This window comes from Hydrocarboniphaga effusa AP103, assembly GCF_000271305.1.
GTDB classification, from domain to species: domain Bacteria; phylum Pseudomonadota; class Gammaproteobacteria; order Nevskiales; family Nevskiaceae; genus Hydrocarboniphaga; species Hydrocarboniphaga effusa.
Genome location: NZ_AKGD01000001.1, coordinates 109985 through 125669, shown reverse-complemented (window position 1 = coordinate 125669; position 15685 = coordinate 109985). Strand labels below are relative to the sequence as shown.

The following is a 15685-nucleotide window of genomic DNA, read 5'->3' as shown; positions in this document are numbered from 1 at the left end:
TTTCCGGGTAACTTAAAAGAGAGTGTCCAACATAGTCCAGCAGCATCATAATGTTAGGACGCGAATCACAGTGACCTCCGCCCACCATTACAAGATCCGAAGCCGCGCCGAAAAGCGCGGCTTTTTTGTTTCTGAGCCGATCAGCGTTTTTTTCCGCGTTTCGCCACACGGTTTTTCGCTCGCGCGGAGCTGCCGTGCGACGGTCCTATCGTTATGTTTGTTTTTATATAGCGTGTAGGATTCTCCGTCTCTGATACGGAAAAATCTCATGCGGACTCTGACGTGGATCGTTGGCGCTGCGATGTGCCTGGGCGCGATGCAGGCATCGGCCAGCGATGCCTGCAAAAGCTTCAAATGGGACGTTGCGCATGAGCACGCGCTGTTCGTGGGCAAGGCCGAGAGCGCCTCGGCCGGCAAGTCCGGCCAGAGCGCTCCGCTGCTGCAGCTCGATCGGCTCTACGCACTTGCGCTGCTGCCGCAGGACACCGTGCAGTTCGCAGCCAGCCCGAGCAAGAAAATGCTCGCCGACGGCGCGTCGGCCGGGCTGATCCGCTTTCGGGTGCCGAAGGCCGGGCAGTATCGCGTCGCGCTCGACGTTCCGTTCTGGATCGACATTGTCGCCACAGGCAAGGTCGTGCCTTCGCTCGATTTCAATGGCTCTCCCGGCTGCGACAAGCCACGCAAGGTGGTCGTCTATGACCTGCCGGCCGAGCAGGAGCTCACGCTGCAGTTCAACGGTCTTTCCGAAGACACGCTGCACTTCACCTTGACGCCGGTCGCACCTGCGACCCGGTGAAGTGGAGGCTTGCAGCGCTGCTCTGGGCCGGCGCGTCGGTGGCGACGGCGGCCAACGGATTCGGACGCGCGGAATTTGCCGATCGCCGTGATCCGCCGCCGTACACCGCTTTGAATGCAGCGCAGCGCGAGGCTTACGAGCTCGGCCATGCGATCTTCAACACGCAATGGGTGATCGCCGGAACGCCGCGAGCGGGCCGGCGCGACGGCCTGGGGCCGCTGTTCAACGCAGCGACTTGCGATGGCTGCCACAACGAAGGCGCGCGGGCGCAAGGCGCATCGGGCGATGAGCCCGCGCCGATCGGCCTCGTCGTGCAGCTCGGTTCGCCGACTGCGCAGTTCGACGTCGGCGATCCGGTTTATGGGCACGTGCTCAACACGAGTGCGATCGAGGGCTACGCGCCCGAGGCGCGCGTGCGCATGCGCTATATCGAGCGCGCCGGACGTTATGCGGATGGCGCGGCCTGGACTCTGCGCGCGCCGCGTATCGAGATCGATGCGCTCGCCCACGGAGCGCTCGCACGCGACACGCTGATCAAGCCGCGGCTGGCTTCTGCCTTGTTCGGCGCGGGCTTGCTGCAGGCGGTGCCCGATGCGGCGATCGTCGAGATCGCCCGGCGGCAAGCGGGAATCGATGGCCAAGTCGCCTGGCGTGAAGTGAATGGCCTGCAGCGTGCTGGCCGCTTTGGCTGGCAGGCCGATGCGGTGTCGATCGAAGCTCAAACCGCGCGGGCGTTCTCTCGCGAAATGGGGCTCGGTTCCACGCCGATTCCGCATGACGATTGCACCGCTGCGCAAGGCGAATGCCGCAAGGCCGCCGATGGCGGAAAGCCGGAAGCGACAGACGAATTTCTCGCCGCGCTCGTGAGCTTTCAGCAGTGGCTCGCGGTGCCCGCCGCGAGCGCATCGCAACCGCAGGACGGCGCTGCGCTGTTCGTGGCGACCGGCTGCGCGGCTTGTCATCGGCCGCAGTTGCCGGTCGAAAACATCGTGGGCGCCGAGATGATCGCCCCGTATACCGATCTGCTGCTGCACGATCTCGGCGCGGGGCTTGCCGATCGCACGCTCAGCGGCAAGCCGGTGACGAGCCGCTGGCGAACCGCGCCTTTATGGGGCTTGAATCATGTGCGGCGCAGCGGACGAGCCTGGGCGCTGTTGCATGACGGCCGAGCCCGTTCGGTCGAAGAAGCGGTGCTCTGGCACGACGGCGAAGCGGCGGCTGCGCGCCGCCGCTTCGAGAAGCTCGATGCATCGCGACGTCAGCGACTGTCGAGCTGGGTCGAAGGGCTTTGAAGACGCATCGTCAATAGCGATAGTCGACCTGCGCGAGCCAGGTGCGGCCGGCTTCGTAATAGCCTTCGTCGTAAGCGTAGAGCTCGTCGGTGAGGTTGCGAACGCCGATGTCGATGCCGACGCTCGTCACCGGTGAGAACCGCAGAAACGCGTTGGCGACCGTGAACGATTCGGCAACGCGTGTGCCCGTGCTGTTGCTGAAACGATCGGCCTCATGCTGCGCATCGAGACGCAGGCGCCATTGCGGCAGCAAGTTCCAGTCGGCGCGCAGGCGATAGATGGCGTCCGGCGTTCCGGTGATCTTCACCGCGCTGTTCTGGCCGCGGTTGTCGATGTCGACGAAGTTGGCCTGCGCGATCAGCGTGAGCGCGTCGATCGGAGTGGCGGTGGCCGACAGTTCCACGCCGCGATGGCGCTGCTTGCCGACGTTCTGCAACTGCGTACAGGTGGTCGTCGAGTTCGGACACGGTGGTTCGGCCGGGGCGGGCGGAGTGAGCAGGGTCACGCTCTGGATGGCGTCGTCGAGCTCGCTCTGGAACAGCGCGATCCTGCCGCCCCAGCGCTCGCGCCGCAACTCGTAGCCTATTTCGTAGTGGTCGGCGATTTCACGCTTGAGCGCCGGGTTCGGCCTGACGGTTCCGAGCCCGCCCGAAAAGCGGTCCTTGAGCGTCGGGAAACGCGTTTTGCGGCTCACGCCGGCCACGAAGGACTGGCTGTCGTCGAGGCGCCAGGTGCCGATGATCTGTGCGTTGTGAGCATCGGCATCGTCGACCGACTGCGGGTTGAAAGTCTGCGATCTGCTGTCGTAGATCTGCACCGTTCGGCCCGGTTGACGCAGAAACGAATAGCCGGGCGTGAGCGTGAGCTGCGGCGTGAGCTTCCACTCATGTTCGATGGCGACGTCGTAGGTCGGAATCTCCAGGCGCTGTTCGGGCAGCGCGGGCTGCCGCTGCGATTCGCGATGCACGTCCTGGCGATAATGGCTGGCGATGCGCGTGGTGTGCAGATCGCTCCAGCGCCATTCGAAGTCCGCGCCGCCGCCGTAGGTGTAATCGTCGTACTGGCTGCCGTAGAAAACGTAGCCCGGCAACGTTCCGGTTTCGTAGGTGTAGGAGGCGTTGCGGAACGACTCCAGCGAATTCTTGAAGCTGTCGTGGAACAGCCTCCAGCGCAGCGCGCCCTGCGAAGTCACCGCATTGCGGGCGACGAAGTAGAAGCTCTCCTTGTTCCAGTACGGCCATTGCCAGTAACGCAACGCCACGCCATCGGGGCGCGAGCAGTTGGTGTCCGGCGTGCTCGGGTCGTTGTCGGCGTCGCAGGCGTACTGGTTGAGATAGTTGCTCGAGTACAGCGGATCGTTCTTGTCGCCTTGCTGGCGGTAGTAGCTCAGCGCGAATTCGTTGTCCGCGTTCGGCACGAAGCCGATCTTGGCGCTGATGACGGTGTCGCGGCTGTCGGCGTTGTCGCGTGCGCCTCCATCTTCATGGTTGGATGGGCTGGCATTCAGCGGCAACGGACCTTGTCGCCTGAAATCATCGGACAGGCGATAGCCTTCGGAATCCGCATGCGAGACGGTGAAATTGCCGTACCAGGCGCCGCGCGCGCCGCCGACCGACACCGATCCGCGCTGCTCGATGTCGCCGAAGTCGTCGTCGAACTCGGCGCTCGCGCGCGCGAAGATTTCGAGCGGGGCGGTGGGCTTGCGGCTGATCACGTTGATGGCGCCGCCGAGCGCGTTCGGGCCATAGAGCAGCGAGCCCAGGCCTTTGCTGACGACGATCTCCGAAACGTAATCGATGCCGAAACGCGCGAGATCGACATTGCCGTCGTACGGCACGTAGACCGGCACGCCGTCGATGAACAGCGGCACCTGGCGGCTCGAAAACCCGCGCAGGGCGATCAGGCGTTCGCGGCGCTGGCCGAGATTCTGCAGGGCCACGCCGGGAACGAGGTCGAGCGCTTCGGCCAGATCGTCGCGATGCAGCGCGAGCATCTGTTCGACGTCGACCGTCTCGGTGGTCAGCGCGGTGGCGTCGGACTCGGCAGTGCCGATCACCTCGACGGTTCCGAGCGTGAAGGTTTTGCTCGGCCCGGCGGCCGCCGCGGCCTGTGCCTGCGCCGCGCCGCTTGAAAACACCGCGATCAATGCCGACGCGAACGCGCCGAGCTGGTGGCTCCCCACTCTCCGCATATCAACCCCTGTTCTGGATCCGGAAAGGCTCGGATCGATTGCCAATTCGCCAGCAACGTATCGTTATATAAAAAACTATACAACGAGGGCGCAGCGCAGGGCGAACCTGCGACTGGCGATGGGTTTGGCGGGAGCGCAAACAAAGAGCCCGCGATAACCGGAGGGAGTGGCCGGCACCGCGGGCGTGGAGCGGTCGGAACGGGAGAGAAGCGGTCCGACTGCAAGCAGGGCGACTGCGAACCCTGCTTGCGTATGACTCGGGTTCGAGCAGGTAGTTCCAAAATTTTTTTCGATCTGCGTGAGGTAGCCGTAAGGCTCAGCGCCCCACGAAAAGGCCCGGCCCGATAGAGAGATTTGCGTCCGTTCTGCTGAGGACTATTCCCCATAGGGTGGGCAAGTCCTTCTTGTTAGGCTCTTTTCAGCGGTCAGCGACTCATGCACAACGACAGCCTGCGGGGATCCATGGAGGCCGCTGAGCCTGCAGGCTGCGAGGCGTGGCGGGGAAAGGAATGGAAAGCGCGGAGCAGGCATCGCTGGAACAGTGGCTGCGAGCTTATCTGAAGCCGTTGACGGACCGCATCGCTCAGCTCGACGGCCAGTTCGCCCTGCTGCATTCACGGCTCATGGTGGCCGAGCATCTGAGCCTGCAACTCTCGACGGTGATGACCGAAGCGGCGCGCATCCGGGCGGTGCAGGAGGTTCGCAATTCGGTCGCCCAGGAGTTGCACTACGCCCAGCAGTCGGCCGGACTCGAAGTTCTCGCCCAACACCTGCAGGAGCAGGTCAACCATCTCGACAACAGCCTCGCGGTGATGCGGGCCAAGCTCGCAGCGGCCGAGGACGCGGCGCGGCTCGAAAGCGGCGAGATCTGAGGATTGCTTTGCCGAAACTGCTCGCGAAATTCAGTCCGAGTAGTACAGCCGCACCGGGATCTCGCGTAGCGACAAGATCGCAGCGATCGGACAACGCAGCGCCGGTTGGCCGACGGCCGCTTCGATCACCTCGCGCTTCTTGCTTCCCTGAATCTGCAGCACGATGCGCCGGCTGCGCTTGAGCGCTGCGAGCGTCAGCGTGATGCGGGCGTGCGGAGCCGTGCTTGGACGGATGATCGCAAGCGTGGCGGGGCCTGCCGGATCGAGCGCGCGCTCGGTTTCGGGAAGGTTCGGGAACAGCGAGGCGGTGTGCGCGTCATCGCCCATGCCCAGCACCACTACGTCGAACGGCGAAGGCAGGGCGGCGAACTCTCGCTCGACACGCGCTAGCGCGGCCTCCGGAGCGCTGTCCGCATGGGCCAGCGGGACGAAGTGCGCGGCCGCAGCCGGCCCTCGGAGCAAATGCTCGCGAACTAGCCGGGCATTGCTGTCCGCATGATCGGAGGGAACCCAGCGCTCGTCGGCCAGGCTCACGGTGATTTTCGACCAATCGAGCATCGCGCCCGACAAGGCTTGGAAGAATGCGATCGGGCTGCGGCCTCCAGAGACAATCAGCGTCGCCTGGCCGCGTTGCTGAACAGCGCCGTCGAGTTCGGTCGCGATATCGGCCGCCATCCGCAGGGCGCTCGTCTCGGAGTTCGCGTCGAGGCGCTGTTCGACGGTGTCGGGCAATGACAGCAACGTGGACATGGCGAGAATCTCCGCGGCTCGGTGAATGAGTGGTGTCCGAAGCTTAGGGATGTGCAGCTGACTCGTCGCGGGCTGGGTGGCTCGCGGACATCGGCGGAGCCCGCCGACGGGGTGTCCGCATCATCGCGCACGTCATCTGTTAGCCTTCGCCCATCGCGCGAGGAGTCAGGAGAAGTTTGTGAGTCAGGGCGGCGCAGGAATCGTGGCCGGGAACCAGAACGGGGCCGGCCGGATCTCCACAGGTATCTTCGGTCTGGACAGCGTGTTGCACGGCGGCCTGGTAGCCGGCTCGGTCTATATCGTCCAGGGCACGCCGGGAGCTGGCAAGACCATCTTCTCGAACCAGCTGTGCTTTCACCGCGCGCGGCATGGCGAAAAAGCGCTGTACGTGACGCTGCTCGCCGAGTCGCATTCGCGGCTCATGCAGCATCTCGAAGGCATGAGTTTCTACGACGGTACGCAAGTGCCCGATTCGGTCTACTACGTCAGCGGCTTCGACGATCTGCAGAGCGATGGCCTGCGCGGCATCCTGCGTCTGCTCAACGGCGAGAGCCGCCGCCTCGGCGCGCGCACCATCGTCGTCGACGGCCTGTTCGCGCTCGAGGAAAGCGTTGGCTCGGAGCGTGACTTCCGCAAGTTCGTCAACGATCTCGCCATTCTCGCCAACCTGCTCGGCAGCACCATCCTGCTGCTGACCAGCAGCCGCCGCGGGGCGACGAGCCCCGAGTTCACGATGGTGGACGGCTGGTTCGAGATCGGCACCATGACGCTCGACTACCGCAGCTATCGCTACTTCCAGGTCCACAAGTTTCGCGGCAGCGGCTTCATCATGGGCCGGCACATGATGCTGATCTCCAATGAAGGCGTGCAGGTATTGCCGCGCCTGGAGACCGTCACGGCGCTCGCTCCCGAGAACGGGCACTACGGCCAGCGCTTGAGCACCGGTGCGCCCGAACTCGACACGATGATCGGCGGCGGCCTGCCGCGAGGGTCGAGCACCTTGCTGATCGGTCCGACCGGCATCGGCAAGACCACGCTGGGCCTGCAGTTCGTCAGCCAGTCTTCGGCCGAGGAGCCCGGGCTGGTGTACAGCTTCTACGAAACACCCGCGCGCATTCGCCGCAAGGCCGATGGCAATGGCCTGGTGCTGCCCCGGCTCTGCGACGACGGCATCGTCGAAACGCAGTGGCAATCGCTGACCGACACGCTGCTCGACGACATCGGCTACCGCCTGCTCGCGGCAGTGCGCCGGCGTGGGGTCAAGCGCCTGTTCGTCGACGGGTTCGATGCGATCGAGCAATCGGCGATCTACCCGGACCGCCTCGCTCCGTTTCTTGCCGCGCTGACCAATGCCTTGCGCGAAATGGGCGTGACCTCGATCTTCACGTCGGAGAGCCCGCAGCTGGTCGGCGGCGAGACGTCGATTGCATTCGGCGCCGTTTCAGCGGTCGCTGAGAACATCATGCTCATGCGTTACATCGAGCTCGATTCCGAACTGCGCCGCATCCTGTCCGTGGTCAAGGTCCGCGAGAGCGGCTTCGACCCGTCCATTCGCGAAATCTCGATCACGTCCGAAGGGCTGCAGCTTCAGGCGCTACCAGGGCCCATGGAAGGGTTGCTTTCAGGTCAGGCTCATCGCCAGGCTCGCAGCGAGCAGGGCTGAAAATGAGCGCCAAAGCGCCGCCCCACGTGTTGCTCGTCGAGGACGAGCCGGGCACTCTCACGACGGTAGCGCTGCTGCTGGAGATGTCGGGCTATCGCGTGAGCCAGGCGGCCAACGGCGAGCGCGCCCTGCAACAGCTCGCGCGCGAACGGCCCGATATCGTCTTGACCGATTTCATGATGCCGCACGTCAATGGCCTCGAGCTGATCCAGGCCATGCGCGCCCAGCCGGCGCTCGCCGCGATTCCGGTGATTCTCACGAGCGCCGCCCTGCCGGCGGACATCGAGCCTTCGAAGGTCGCACAGGGCTTCATCACCAAGCCGTATCGCATCGAAGCGGTGATCCAGCTCATCGAGTCGATACTGGCGGCCTGATCCGCCGAGTGCACCGGCCGCTCAGGTAAAGCAGGGGCCGTTTTCGCGAATCTCGATGGTCGCGTACTGCGCCGCCGGGCAAGCGGCCGCGATCTCCAGCGCCTGCTCGCGCGTTTCGCAATCGAGCAGGAAGAAACCGCCGATCATTTCCTTGGCCTCTGAAAACGGGCCATCGACGAGCGTGCGCTTGCCGGCGCGAACCTGCAGCCGGACGCCGGCCGAGTCGGTCTTGAGCGACTGAGCCTCGATCAGCAGCCCGCGCTCCTTGAGCTGGGCGCCGAAGGCCAGCATCTGCTCGTAGACCTGGGCACCTTGTTCGGGCCCGCGTTCGGCGCGTTGGCCGCGCGGTTCGATGATCAGCATCGTGTACGGCATGAGTGTTCCTGGTTCCTTAAGTGCCTTCGATCGTCACGAGCGGCGCACTAAAAATCAAGCGCGTTTACGGACTTAGCAGGCGGGCGTAAAAAATCATCGCGCGTGTCGATTGTTCTGTCGATTTTTGCGAGCCCGATTCGACGTGTTCATAGAGTCTCGCGGCGAGGCTCCCGCAAATGAACCTGCAAGGAGAGCGGTAATGAAACTGAACACCTACCTGAGCTTCGACGGCAACTGCCGCGAGGCCTTCGAGTTCTATGCCCAGGCGCTCGGCGGCAAGATCACGGCGATGATGAGCTTCGGCGAAACGCCGGCCAGCGAATACGTTTCCGAAGCGTCGCGCAGCAAGATCATGCACGCCTGCCTCGATGTCGACGGACACGACATCATGGGCACGGATGGAACGCCCGAACATCCGCACGTGCCGGTGCAGGGCGCTCATGTCGTGGCCGATGTCGCCACACCGGCCGAGGCCGAGCGCGTGTTCGCTGCCTTGTCGCCTGGTGCGCAGATTCAGATGCCGCTGGCCGAGACCTTCTGGGCCCAGCGCTACGGGCAGCTGGTCGATCGCTACGGCGTCGCCTGGATGGTCAATTGCAGCCAGCCGTTGCCGGGCTGCGCGGTCGAAAGCTCAGGCTAATTAACCGCCCAAAGCCTTGTTGAGCAGCGACAGCACCTTGGCGAGCTTGGGCGTTTCCTGCGAAGCGAGCGTGCGACCGGCCGCGGTGATTTCGATATCGAGCGGCCGGCCTTCGTGCAGCTGCACGCATGAGAGCTTGTGCAGCATGTCGAGGCCATGCAGCAGCGCGTTGTCGTCCAGGCGTGTGCGCTGCATCCAGGCCGGGCGCAGCAGCGTGTAGTCGAGCCGGCTCTCGCCGGGGCCGAGCTCGGCGACGAGCACACGCGAGGTCAGCAGGCGCAGCTCGTCGGCCGGCGGGGTCGGGGAAACCCTGTCGAGCGGCGGGGCGAGTCGCGAAAGCGAGGCCGGGGTTTGCGCGCCGGCCATGAAGTGCGCGCCCTCCTCGGTCAGCATCCAGTGCTTGTCGATGCCGACCATGCGCGGTTGCAGGAAGCCGTCGCGCACGAGCACGTCGATCCCATCGCGCAGATCACCCGCGCGATTGCCGAGCTCCTGCCAGTAGCGCGACAAGGTCATGCCGATCAGCCTCGCGCCGGCCTTGAGCTTGAGTTCGCGATAGATACCGAGAATGTCGTTGCGCAGGCGCAGCTCGCTCGGGCCACGGAACGTGGCGGCGGCCGGAGCCGCAGTCGAGGGCGCCGCCGGCACGGTGACGGGGCGTTCCGCCGCCGATGCGGAGGCGACCGGCGCGGCTTCGGCGATCGCCTCCGCGACGGCTGCGGGCTCCTCGATCAGCGGCGCTTCGATGAGCTTGCGAAAGCCCTCGCTCGAAAACCGCAGGTGCGGCGGATCGAGGTCCGGCGTGATCGCGACCCAGTCCTGATCGAACAGCAGCTTGAGCGCCGGCCCGAGCTGGGCGGTCGAGCGCCCGGCCTGCTCCCAGCGCTTGTTGAGCAGCTGCGCAGGCAGGCCTTGCGTGACGCTGACGCTGTGCGCATCGAGCCAGTGCAGGATGTCGTCGCAATCGGCGTTGCGGGTCAGCTGGCGTCTGCGCATGGCGTTCTCCTCGCGATTCGGGTCAGGACGAGCAGCTCACGCTGATGTGGCGCGCTTCGGGAGGCGGCTCGGCTGCATACGCGTCGAATTCGGGCTGTTCGTCGTACGGGCGCTGCAGCACGCGGAACAGGCGATCGATCTCGCTCGCGTCGCTGGCTTCGGCCTTTTCGATCGCCGCCTGCGCCAGGTGATTGCGCAGCACGTATTTCGGATTGACGGCCCGCATCGCCTGCTGGCGCTCGGCCTCGGGCTGGCCGTCCTGCGCGAGGCGGGCGCGATAATCCGGCAGCCAGGCGTCGAACGCGGCCTGGTCGAGCAGCTCGTCGCGCATCGCCGGCTTGTCGTCGCCGTCGCGCAGATTCGACAGCGCGCGGAACGTGCGCGTGAAATCGCTCTTGCCCTTGTCGAGCAGGTTCAGGAAACGGTTGATGAGCTCGCGGTCTTCTTCCTGCTCGCTGACGAGCCCGAGCTTGCGCCGCCAGAGGCTCATCATCTGGTTCATGTAATCGGCCGGATAGCGCGTGAGGATCGCGTTGGCGATTTCGACGGACTGGTCCGGGTCTTCATGCAGCAAGGGCAGCGTGGCCTGCAGCAGCTTGCTGCAATTCCACTGGCCGATCACCGGCTGGCGATCATAGGCGTAGCGGCCGCCTTCATCGCTGTGATTGCAGATATGGTGCGCGTCGAAACCGTCGAGAAAGCCGTACGGGCCGTAATCGATCGTCAGGCCCAGCACGCTCATGTTGTCGGTGTTCATGACGCCGTGGCAGAAGCCCACCGACTGCCATTGCGCCATCAGCCTGGCGGTGCGCTGCACGATCTCGCTGAGCCAGGCCGCGTAGCGCTCGGGGAAGCCGGCCAGATGCGGGTAGTGCGCCTCGATCACATGATCGGCGAGCTGGCGAATCTCCTCGTGTCGATTGCGGAAGTAGAAATACTCGAAGTGCCCGAAGCGCACGAAGCTCGGGGCCACGCGGCAGACCACCGCCGCGCGCTCGAAGCGTTCGCGCTGCACCGGATCGCTCGCCCCGACCAGCGACAGCGCCCGCGTGGTCGGAATGCCGAGCGCGTGCATGGCCTCGCTGCAGAGGTATTCGCGAATGCTCGAACGCAGCACCGCCCGGCCATCGGCGAAGCGCGAGAATGGCGTCTGCCCCGAGCCTTTGAGCTGCAGTTCGAACTGCTCGCCAGACGGCGTGAGAACCTCGCCGATCAGGTTGGCCCGACCGTCGCCGAGCTGCGGAACCAGCGTACCGAACTGATGGCCCGCGTAAACGCTCGCCACATAAGCGCCGCCGACGATCTTGCGATTGCCGGCCATTGCCGCGACGAAGTCCGGGTCTCGCGCGGCCGCACCCGCATCGAGCCCGAGCTGTCCGGCAAGCTGGGCGTTGAGGTGCAGCAGGCGGACCTCGGACAGCGGCTGCGGCTCCACCTGGGCGTGGAACGGGCCGTCGAGCCGGGCGAAGCGGTTGGTGAATTCCAGCGAGTCCAGGGTGATGGCGGTGGTGGTGTCCATGCACACACTTTAACGCCTCGAACCCGGCCTGGCGGTTAGCGAAGGGATCGGGCCGCCGGATGCGCCGCTCAGGCGACGCTTTCGGCGCTGTAGCGGGCAAGCAGGCCGCTGCGGATCGAGTAGCGGAACACCCATTTGAAGCAGACTGCCGCGAGCAGGATCTGGCCGACCGCCAGTCCGAGTCCCCAGAGCAGCGTATGAGCCTCGAAAGGCTGACCCGCGACGATCGAGCGCATGCCTTCGAACACGTACGAAGGCGGCAGCGCGTGGCCGACCGCCTGCATCCAGCCCGGTAGGGTCGACAGCGGATAGAACACGCCCGCGAACGGAGACAGCAGCGCCGGAATCGGCCAGACCAGCCATTCGGAGGCCGGGCCGAGCCGCAGCACCATGGCGCTCGCGAAGATGCCGAGCGCGATACCGAACAGGAACAGCACGAGCAGGAACGGAATCAGCAGCAGCCCGTAGCTTACGAATGACAGGTCGAAGATGCCCATTGCGAGCACCAGCATGACGATCAGCCCGATGGCGCTGCCGATCAGGCTCGTGAGCACCAGGCCGGCGACGTAATCGGTCACCGACAGCGGCGAGGCGAACAGGTTGAGGAAATTGCGCGACCACACGTCCTCGAGGAACGAGGTGGTGATGCCCTGCATCACGCGCGAGAACAGATCCCATAGCAGCACCGCCCCGAGCAGGGACGGCAGCAGCGCACCGCCCGCCTGCGTGAGCGTGTCGAGATAGCGCGTGATGTAGCCCCACAGCACGATGTCGATCGCCACCCAGGCGAACATCGGCAGCAGGCGCGTCGGGCTGCCGCGCATGAGATAGAACTGTCGCAGCACGATGCCCCAGGTTCCGCTCCAACTCATTCGGTGCCCTCTGCGTTTTGCGCGGCGTTCGCGTGCGCGAGCTTCACGAACAGATCGTCGAGCGTGGCTTCGCCATGCTGCTGCGGCAGCGTGCGCGGATCGCCCTGGAGCAGGATGCGTCCGCGCGACAGGAACAGCACGCGATCACAGACTTCCTGCACCTCGAGCATGTTGTGCGAGGTCCACAGGATTCCGCCGCTGCCGTGAGTGGCGATGGCCTTGATCTGCGCGCGGATGTCGCGCGCGGTGGCCGGATCGAGCGAGGCCGTAGGCTCGTCGAGCAGCAGCAATTGCGGCATGTTGAGCATGGCCTTGGCCAGGCAGACGCGAGTCTGCTCCCCCGACGACAGCACGCCACAGCGCGTGTCACGGAAGCGCACGAGGTCGAACTGCTCGATCAGTGTCTCGATGCGCCGGGCGAGATTGCGCACTGCATAGAGCAGGCCGAAAAAACGCAGGTTCTCGTAGACCGTGAGATTGCCCGGCAGCGGCGCATAGACGGCCGCGAAATTGGTTCGTTCGAGCGCCTTGCGGCGCTGGCGCTGCACGTCGAACCCTTCGATCAGGATGCGTCCGGCGCTCGGTTCGAGCACCCCGAGCACCATGTTGAGGGTCGTCGTCTTGCCGGCGCCATTCGGACCCAGTAGGCCCACGATCTCGTTGCGCCCGACCTCGAACGACACGTCCGAGACGGCCGCGCGCTCACCATATCGCTTGCCGAGGCCTGACACCTGCAGTACCGGAGAAGACGGTTTCGGATTCACGAGTTTCGAAAGTGGCGACAGCCGCCAAGCTTGCCACGGAAAGCGCAAGCGTCGTTGCCCGTGCGCGACCGGTTGCCAAGCCGATAGGGCGGGGCCGCTCGCACGCAGGCCAAGACCCGCCTGGATTCACGACGTGGCACCATCGGCGCTTACTCTCGGCGGACGCACCTGGCGCCGAAGCGCCTAGGCTTGCTGCGCCGCCGCGAGCTCTGCATCGGCCTTGGCGGCCGCGACGATCTTCGGCCGCGAACCGATACGCTCGACATAGGCCTTGACCACCGGCGTGCCGTCGACGAGACCGAAGCCGAGCATCCACTTGAGTGCGAGCCCCCACAGCACGTCGGCCGAGGTAAAGCGGTCGCCGAGGATGTAAGGCCCTGCCGAGAGCTGCGCTTCGATGGTCGCCATCATGGTGTCGAAGTCGCCGTAGGGGCACATCGACGGCGGCGCCGGATCGCGCTTCATCGCCTTGTCGGTCACCGCGGGCTCGAACGAGGAGCCGTAGAACGCGAGCCAGCGCAGGAACGGCCCGCGCAGCGGATCGCCCATCTGCGGCGCGAGGCCGGCTTCTGGATAAAGGTCGGCGAGGTACTGGTAGATCGCCGACTGCTCGGTGATCAGCGAACCCAGGTGCACGATCGCGGGCACCTTGCCCATCGGGTTGATCGCGAGATACGCCGGCTCGCGCGTCTGCCCGGTCTTGAGGTTGAGCGCGTGCAGTTCGTAGTCGGCGCCGAGCTCCTCGAGCAGGGCGCGCACGCCGGCCGAGCGGCTTTGCGGTGCGTGATAGAAGATGACGCGGCGGTCGCTTGGGCTCATGGTTTCAACTCGATTCAATTCAACTCGATGCGCGGGCGAGGGTGCAGCCTCAAAGCGCAGCCGCTTCGCGAGTGGTTTCACGATCCCCGCTGGTCGGGAAGATGCATCCCAGGGCTCGCCGCAGAACGAAGCGGGTTCCTTCTGGAGAAGGCACGTCGAGGTCGGCGTTGACGCAGCGCGAGCCGTTCCAGCCTTGCTCCACTTCGAGCGCGCTCAACGAATCGGAGGTCTTGGGCTGCGTTGCGCAGGCACCGAGCAATCCGCAGGCGAAGAGCGCTGTGAGGATGACGAGCTGCCGGTTCATCGGGGGCTCCATGCGGGTTCTGCCAGAGAAAAGCCGTTTCGGGCTGGGCTGGATACTAAACGGCACGCAAGTCCTGCAGCCAGACGCCGACACTGCGTGCCTCCGCCTCGTGATCCGCTTCGCGCCAGGTCTCGGCGAGGCCGGCTGTGTACCAGTCACGCATCGCCGGTAGCGCGAGCAGGCGATCCGCATAAGCCTGCGCGGCCGGGCTCAGCGCCAGTGCGTAAGTCTGCACGCGAAACGCGACAGGACCGTAAAACGCATCGACGGCGCTGAACTTCTCGCCGGCCAGGAACGGTCCGCCGAATCGGTCCAGCCCCTGGTTCCAGAGTTCGTCGATGCGGCTGAGGTCCTTCTGCAGCGCCGGCGAGATCGCGTGCAGGCGCACGCGGATGCCGCAGTTCATCGTGCATTGATTGCGCAGCTCGCCGAAGCCCGAGTGCATTTCGGCCGCGGCGCAGCGGGCCCAGGCGCGGGCGGCGGCGTCGGTTGGCCAGACGCCGGCGTGGCGCTCGGCGAGGTACTCGGTGATGGCTAGCGAATCCCAGACCACGGTGCCGCCATCGACGAGGCAAGGCACCTTGCCGGTCGGCGAGAAGCGGCGGAATTCGTCCCAGTTCGAGCCCGGCGAAAACGGGGCCAGGTGCTCGTCGAAGCCGATGCCGAGTTCGCGCATCAGCAGCCACGGGCGCAGCGACCAGGACGAGTAGTTCTTGTTGGCGATGTGGAGCGCGTAGCGAGGCTCGGTCACGGTGGCGGTCCGTCTGCGTTCGGGTCGCTACCGTAACAGCCGCTCAGGAACCGCGCAGCGCTGGTTTGAGCTTGCCAGGCGCCGGCTCCGGCGGCGGAACCCAGTGCCGGGCCAGCAGCGCACAGCCGGCATAGAGCGTGCCCCAGCAGACTCCGGAGACGACGTATCGCATCAGCGAGAACATCGGCACGGTCGATTCGATGCTCAGGTGCCACCAGATGCAGAGCAGGAAGATCAGCAGGCCGATGGTGCCGCCCGAAAGAATGAAAGCCGGCGTTGCCGGCAGCCTGGGCCAGATTCGCAGCAGCAGGGCACCGAGCAGGTAGGCCGCGACGCAGCCTGTGGTCATCATCGCGCCGGCGAACGGAATGAGCGCCAGGCGTGAGATGTCGCCGTGGCCGACCGTGACCGAGCTGACGATGAAATAAAGTTCGGCCGCTGCGAAGCAGAGCAGGGTGGAGAGCAGCAGGCGTTTCATCGAGGCTCAGGCGGCGACGATGCACGCGCCCGATGGCCTGCTGTGGCTGCGCGACATCGGCAGAAGATTCGCTTGGAAGCTCGACATGGCTGCAAGGCTCGCGTCGGAAGAGGCCACTGAAAGTCTGCGCCCAAAAGATGCCCGCTCGCCATGCGGCGAGACGGACGTGCGTCGCATGCCGCTGTAGGAAAAAACCGGAATCGATGCCGCCGATCGAGGTCGGCCGTTC

18 protein-coding genes are annotated in these 15685 nt (G+C 65.3%); 7 read left to right on the top strand and 11 right to left on the bottom strand.

What is annotated here, in order from left to right; all coding sequences use genetic code 11:
* Positions 1–268: 268 nt before the first annotated feature.
* A complete protein-coding gene (locus WQQ_RS00520; RefSeq protein ID WP_157534456.1) occupies positions 269–796 on the top strand; it encodes a hypothetical protein in 528 nt (175 codons plus the stop codon).
* On the top strand, positions 793–2088 hold the full coding sequence (locus WQQ_RS00515) for a di-heme oxidoredictase family protein (RefSeq protein WP_007183251.1): 1296 nt from the start codon (positions 793–795) through the stop codon (positions 2086–2088). Before WQQ_RS00520 ends, WQQ_RS00515 begins: the two co-directional genes overlap by 4 nt.
* Before the next feature lie 10 nt (positions 2089–2098).
* Here WQQ_RS00515 and WQQ_RS00510 read toward each other — a convergent pair whose 3' ends face one another.
* Entirely contained in the window at positions 2099–4279 is a 2181-nt protein-coding gene (locus tag WQQ_RS00510; RefSeq protein ID WP_157534455.1) for a TonB-dependent receptor plug domain-containing protein, read from the bottom strand.
* 509 nt (positions 4280–4788) lie between these two features.
* Between WQQ_RS00510 and WQQ_RS00505 the strand changes: the two genes are divergently transcribed.
* Positions 4789–5151, top strand: a complete 363-nt coding sequence (locus WQQ_RS00505; RefSeq protein ID WP_007183249.1) for a hypothetical protein — start codon at positions 4789–4791, stop codon at positions 5149–5151.
* A 30-nt stretch (positions 5152–5181) separates the two neighbouring features.
* Here WQQ_RS00505 and pgl read toward each other — a convergent pair whose 3' ends face one another.
* Positions 5182–5901, bottom strand: a complete 720-nt coding sequence (gene pgl, locus WQQ_RS00500; protein ID WP_007183248.1) for a 6-phosphogluconolactonase — start codon at positions 5899–5901, stop codon at positions 5182–5184.
* A 178-nt stretch (positions 5902–6079) separates the two neighbouring features.
* On the opposite strand from pgl, the gene WQQ_RS00495 reads away from it, so the two are divergent.
* Positions 6080–7564, top strand: coding sequence for a DUF7125 family protein (locus WQQ_RS00495; RefSeq protein ID WP_202800593.1), 1485 nt, complete (start codon positions 6080–6082; stop codon positions 7562–7564).
* Between the two features lie 2 nt (positions 7565–7566).
* On the top strand, positions 7567–7938 hold the full coding sequence (locus tag WQQ_RS00490) for a response regulator (RefSeq protein WP_040452773.1): 372 nt from the start codon (positions 7567–7569) through the stop codon (positions 7936–7938).
* A gap of 21 nt (positions 7939–7959) precedes the next feature.
* Here the strand turns inward: WQQ_RS00490 and WQQ_RS00485 are convergent, their stop codons facing one another.
* On the bottom strand, positions 7960–8313 hold the full coding sequence (locus tag WQQ_RS00485) for a YciI family protein (protein WP_007183244.1): 354 nt from the start codon (positions 8311–8313) through the stop codon (positions 7960–7962).
* Positions 8314–8512: 199 nt separating this feature from the next.
* Between WQQ_RS00485 and WQQ_RS00480 the strand changes: the two genes are divergently transcribed.
* The gene (locus WQQ_RS00480; protein ID WP_007183243.1) at positions 8513–8953 is read left to right on the top strand and encodes a VOC family protein; all 441 of its coding nucleotides are present in this window, start codon (positions 8513–8515) and stop codon (positions 8951–8953) included.
* Here WQQ_RS00480 and WQQ_RS00475 read toward each other — a convergent pair whose 3' ends face one another.
* The 8 genes from WQQ_RS00475 to WQQ_RS00440 form a co-directional block, all read right to left on the bottom strand.
* Positions 8954–9949 (bottom strand): hypothetical protein, encoded by a 996-nt coding sequence (locus tag WQQ_RS00475; RefSeq protein WP_007183242.1) that lies wholly within the window; start codon positions 9947–9949, stop codon positions 8954–8956.
* A gap of 22 nt (positions 9950–9971) precedes the next feature.
* Positions 9972–11468, bottom strand: coding sequence for a protein adenylyltransferase SelO (locus WQQ_RS00470; RefSeq protein ID WP_007183241.1), 1497 nt, complete (start codon positions 11466–11468; stop codon positions 9972–9974).
* Positions 11469–11536: 68 nt separating this feature from the next.
* Positions 11537–12340 (bottom strand): ABC transporter permease, encoded by an 804-nt coding sequence (locus WQQ_RS00465; protein WP_007183240.1) that lies wholly within the window; start codon positions 12338–12340, stop codon positions 11537–11539.
* Positions 12337–13104, bottom strand: a complete 768-nt coding sequence (locus WQQ_RS00460) for an ABC transporter ATP-binding protein (protein WP_050997634.1) — start codon at positions 13102–13104, stop codon at positions 12337–12339. Before WQQ_RS00460 ends, WQQ_RS00465 begins: the two co-directional genes overlap by 4 nt.
* Positions 13105–13287: 183 nt before the next feature.
* Positions 13288–13923 carry a glutathione S-transferase family protein gene (locus tag WQQ_RS00455; protein WP_007183238.1) on the bottom strand — a complete coding sequence of 212 codons (636 nt, stop codon included), beginning with the start codon at positions 13921–13923 and terminating at the stop codon, positions 13288–13290.
* Between the two features lie 49 nt (positions 13924–13972).
* A complete protein-coding gene (locus tag WQQ_RS00450; RefSeq protein WP_007183237.1) occupies positions 13973–14227 on the bottom strand; it encodes a hypothetical protein in 255 nt (84 codons plus the stop codon).
* 55 nt (positions 14228–14282) lie between these two features.
* The gene (locus WQQ_RS00445) at positions 14283–14978 is read right to left on the bottom strand and encodes a glutathione S-transferase family protein (RefSeq protein WP_007183236.1); all 696 of its coding nucleotides are present in this window, start codon (positions 14976–14978) and stop codon (positions 14283–14285) included.
* A 43-nt stretch (positions 14979–15021) separates the two neighbouring features.
* Positions 15022–15456, bottom strand: coding sequence for a hypothetical protein (locus WQQ_RS00440; RefSeq protein ID WP_007183235.1), 435 nt, complete (start codon positions 15454–15456; stop codon positions 15022–15024).
* 19 nt (positions 15457–15475) lie between these two features.
* Here WQQ_RS00440 and WQQ_RS00435 point away from each other — a divergent pair, with 19 nt between their 5' ends.
* Positions 15476–15643, top strand: coding sequence for a hypothetical protein (locus WQQ_RS00435; RefSeq protein WP_007183234.1), 168 nt, complete (start codon positions 15476–15478; stop codon positions 15641–15643).
* Positions 15644–15685 lie beyond the last annotated feature (42 nt).

Excerpts from the sequence above, each read along its gene's own strand:
- WQQ_RS00450 (WP_007183237.1), bottom strand. The coding sequence starts at position 14,227 with ATGAACCGGCAGCTCGTCATCCTCACAGCGCTCTTCGCCTGCGGATTG.
- WQQ_RS00475 (WP_007183242.1), bottom strand. The coding sequence starts at position 9,949 with ATGCGCAGACGCCAGCTGACCCGCAACGCCGATTGCGACGACATCCTG.
- WQQ_RS00440 (WP_007183235.1), bottom strand. The coding sequence starts at position 15,456 with ATGAAACGCCTGCTGCTCTCCACCCTGCTCTGCTTCGCAGCGGCCGAA.
- WQQ_RS00490 (WP_040452773.1), top strand. The coding sequence starts at position 7,567 with ATGAGCGCCAAAGCGCCGCCCCACGTGTTGCTCGTCGAGGACGAGCCG.
- WQQ_RS00465 (WP_007183240.1), bottom strand. The coding sequence starts at position 12,340 with ATGAGTTGGAGCGGAACCTGGGGCATCGTGCTGCGACAGTTCTATCTC.
- pgl (WP_007183248.1), bottom strand. The coding sequence starts at position 5,901 with ATGTCCACGTTGCTGTCATTGCCCGACACCGTCGAACAGCGCCTCGAC.
- WQQ_RS00505 (WP_007183249.1), top strand. The coding sequence starts at position 4,789 with ATGGAAAGCGCGGAGCAGGCATCGCTGGAACAGTGGCTGCGAGCTTAT.
- WQQ_RS00485 (WP_007183244.1), bottom strand. The coding sequence starts at position 8,313 with ATGCCGTACACGATGCTGATCATCGAACCGCGCGGCCAACGCGCCGAA.
- WQQ_RS00435 (WP_007183234.1), top strand. The coding sequence starts at position 15,476 with ATGCACGCGCCCGATGGCCTGCTGTGGCTGCGCGACATCGGCAGAAGA.
- WQQ_RS00455 (WP_007183238.1), bottom strand. The coding sequence starts at position 13,923 with ATGAGCCCAAGCGACCGCCGCGTCATCTTCTATCACGCACCGCAAAGC.
- WQQ_RS00520 (WP_157534456.1), top strand. The coding sequence starts at position 269 with ATGCGGACTCTGACGTGGATCGTTGGCGCTGCGATGTGCCTGGGCGCG.
- WQQ_RS00470 (WP_007183241.1), bottom strand. The coding sequence starts at position 11,468 with ATGGACACCACCACCGCCATCACCCTGGACTCGCTGGAATTCACCAAC.
- WQQ_RS00510 (WP_157534455.1), bottom strand. The coding sequence starts at position 4,279 with ATGCGGAGAGTGGGGAGCCACCAGCTCGGCGCGTTCGCGTCGGCATTG.
- WQQ_RS00480 (WP_007183243.1), top strand. The coding sequence starts at position 8,513 with ATGAAACTGAACACCTACCTGAGCTTCGACGGCAACTGCCGCGAGGCC.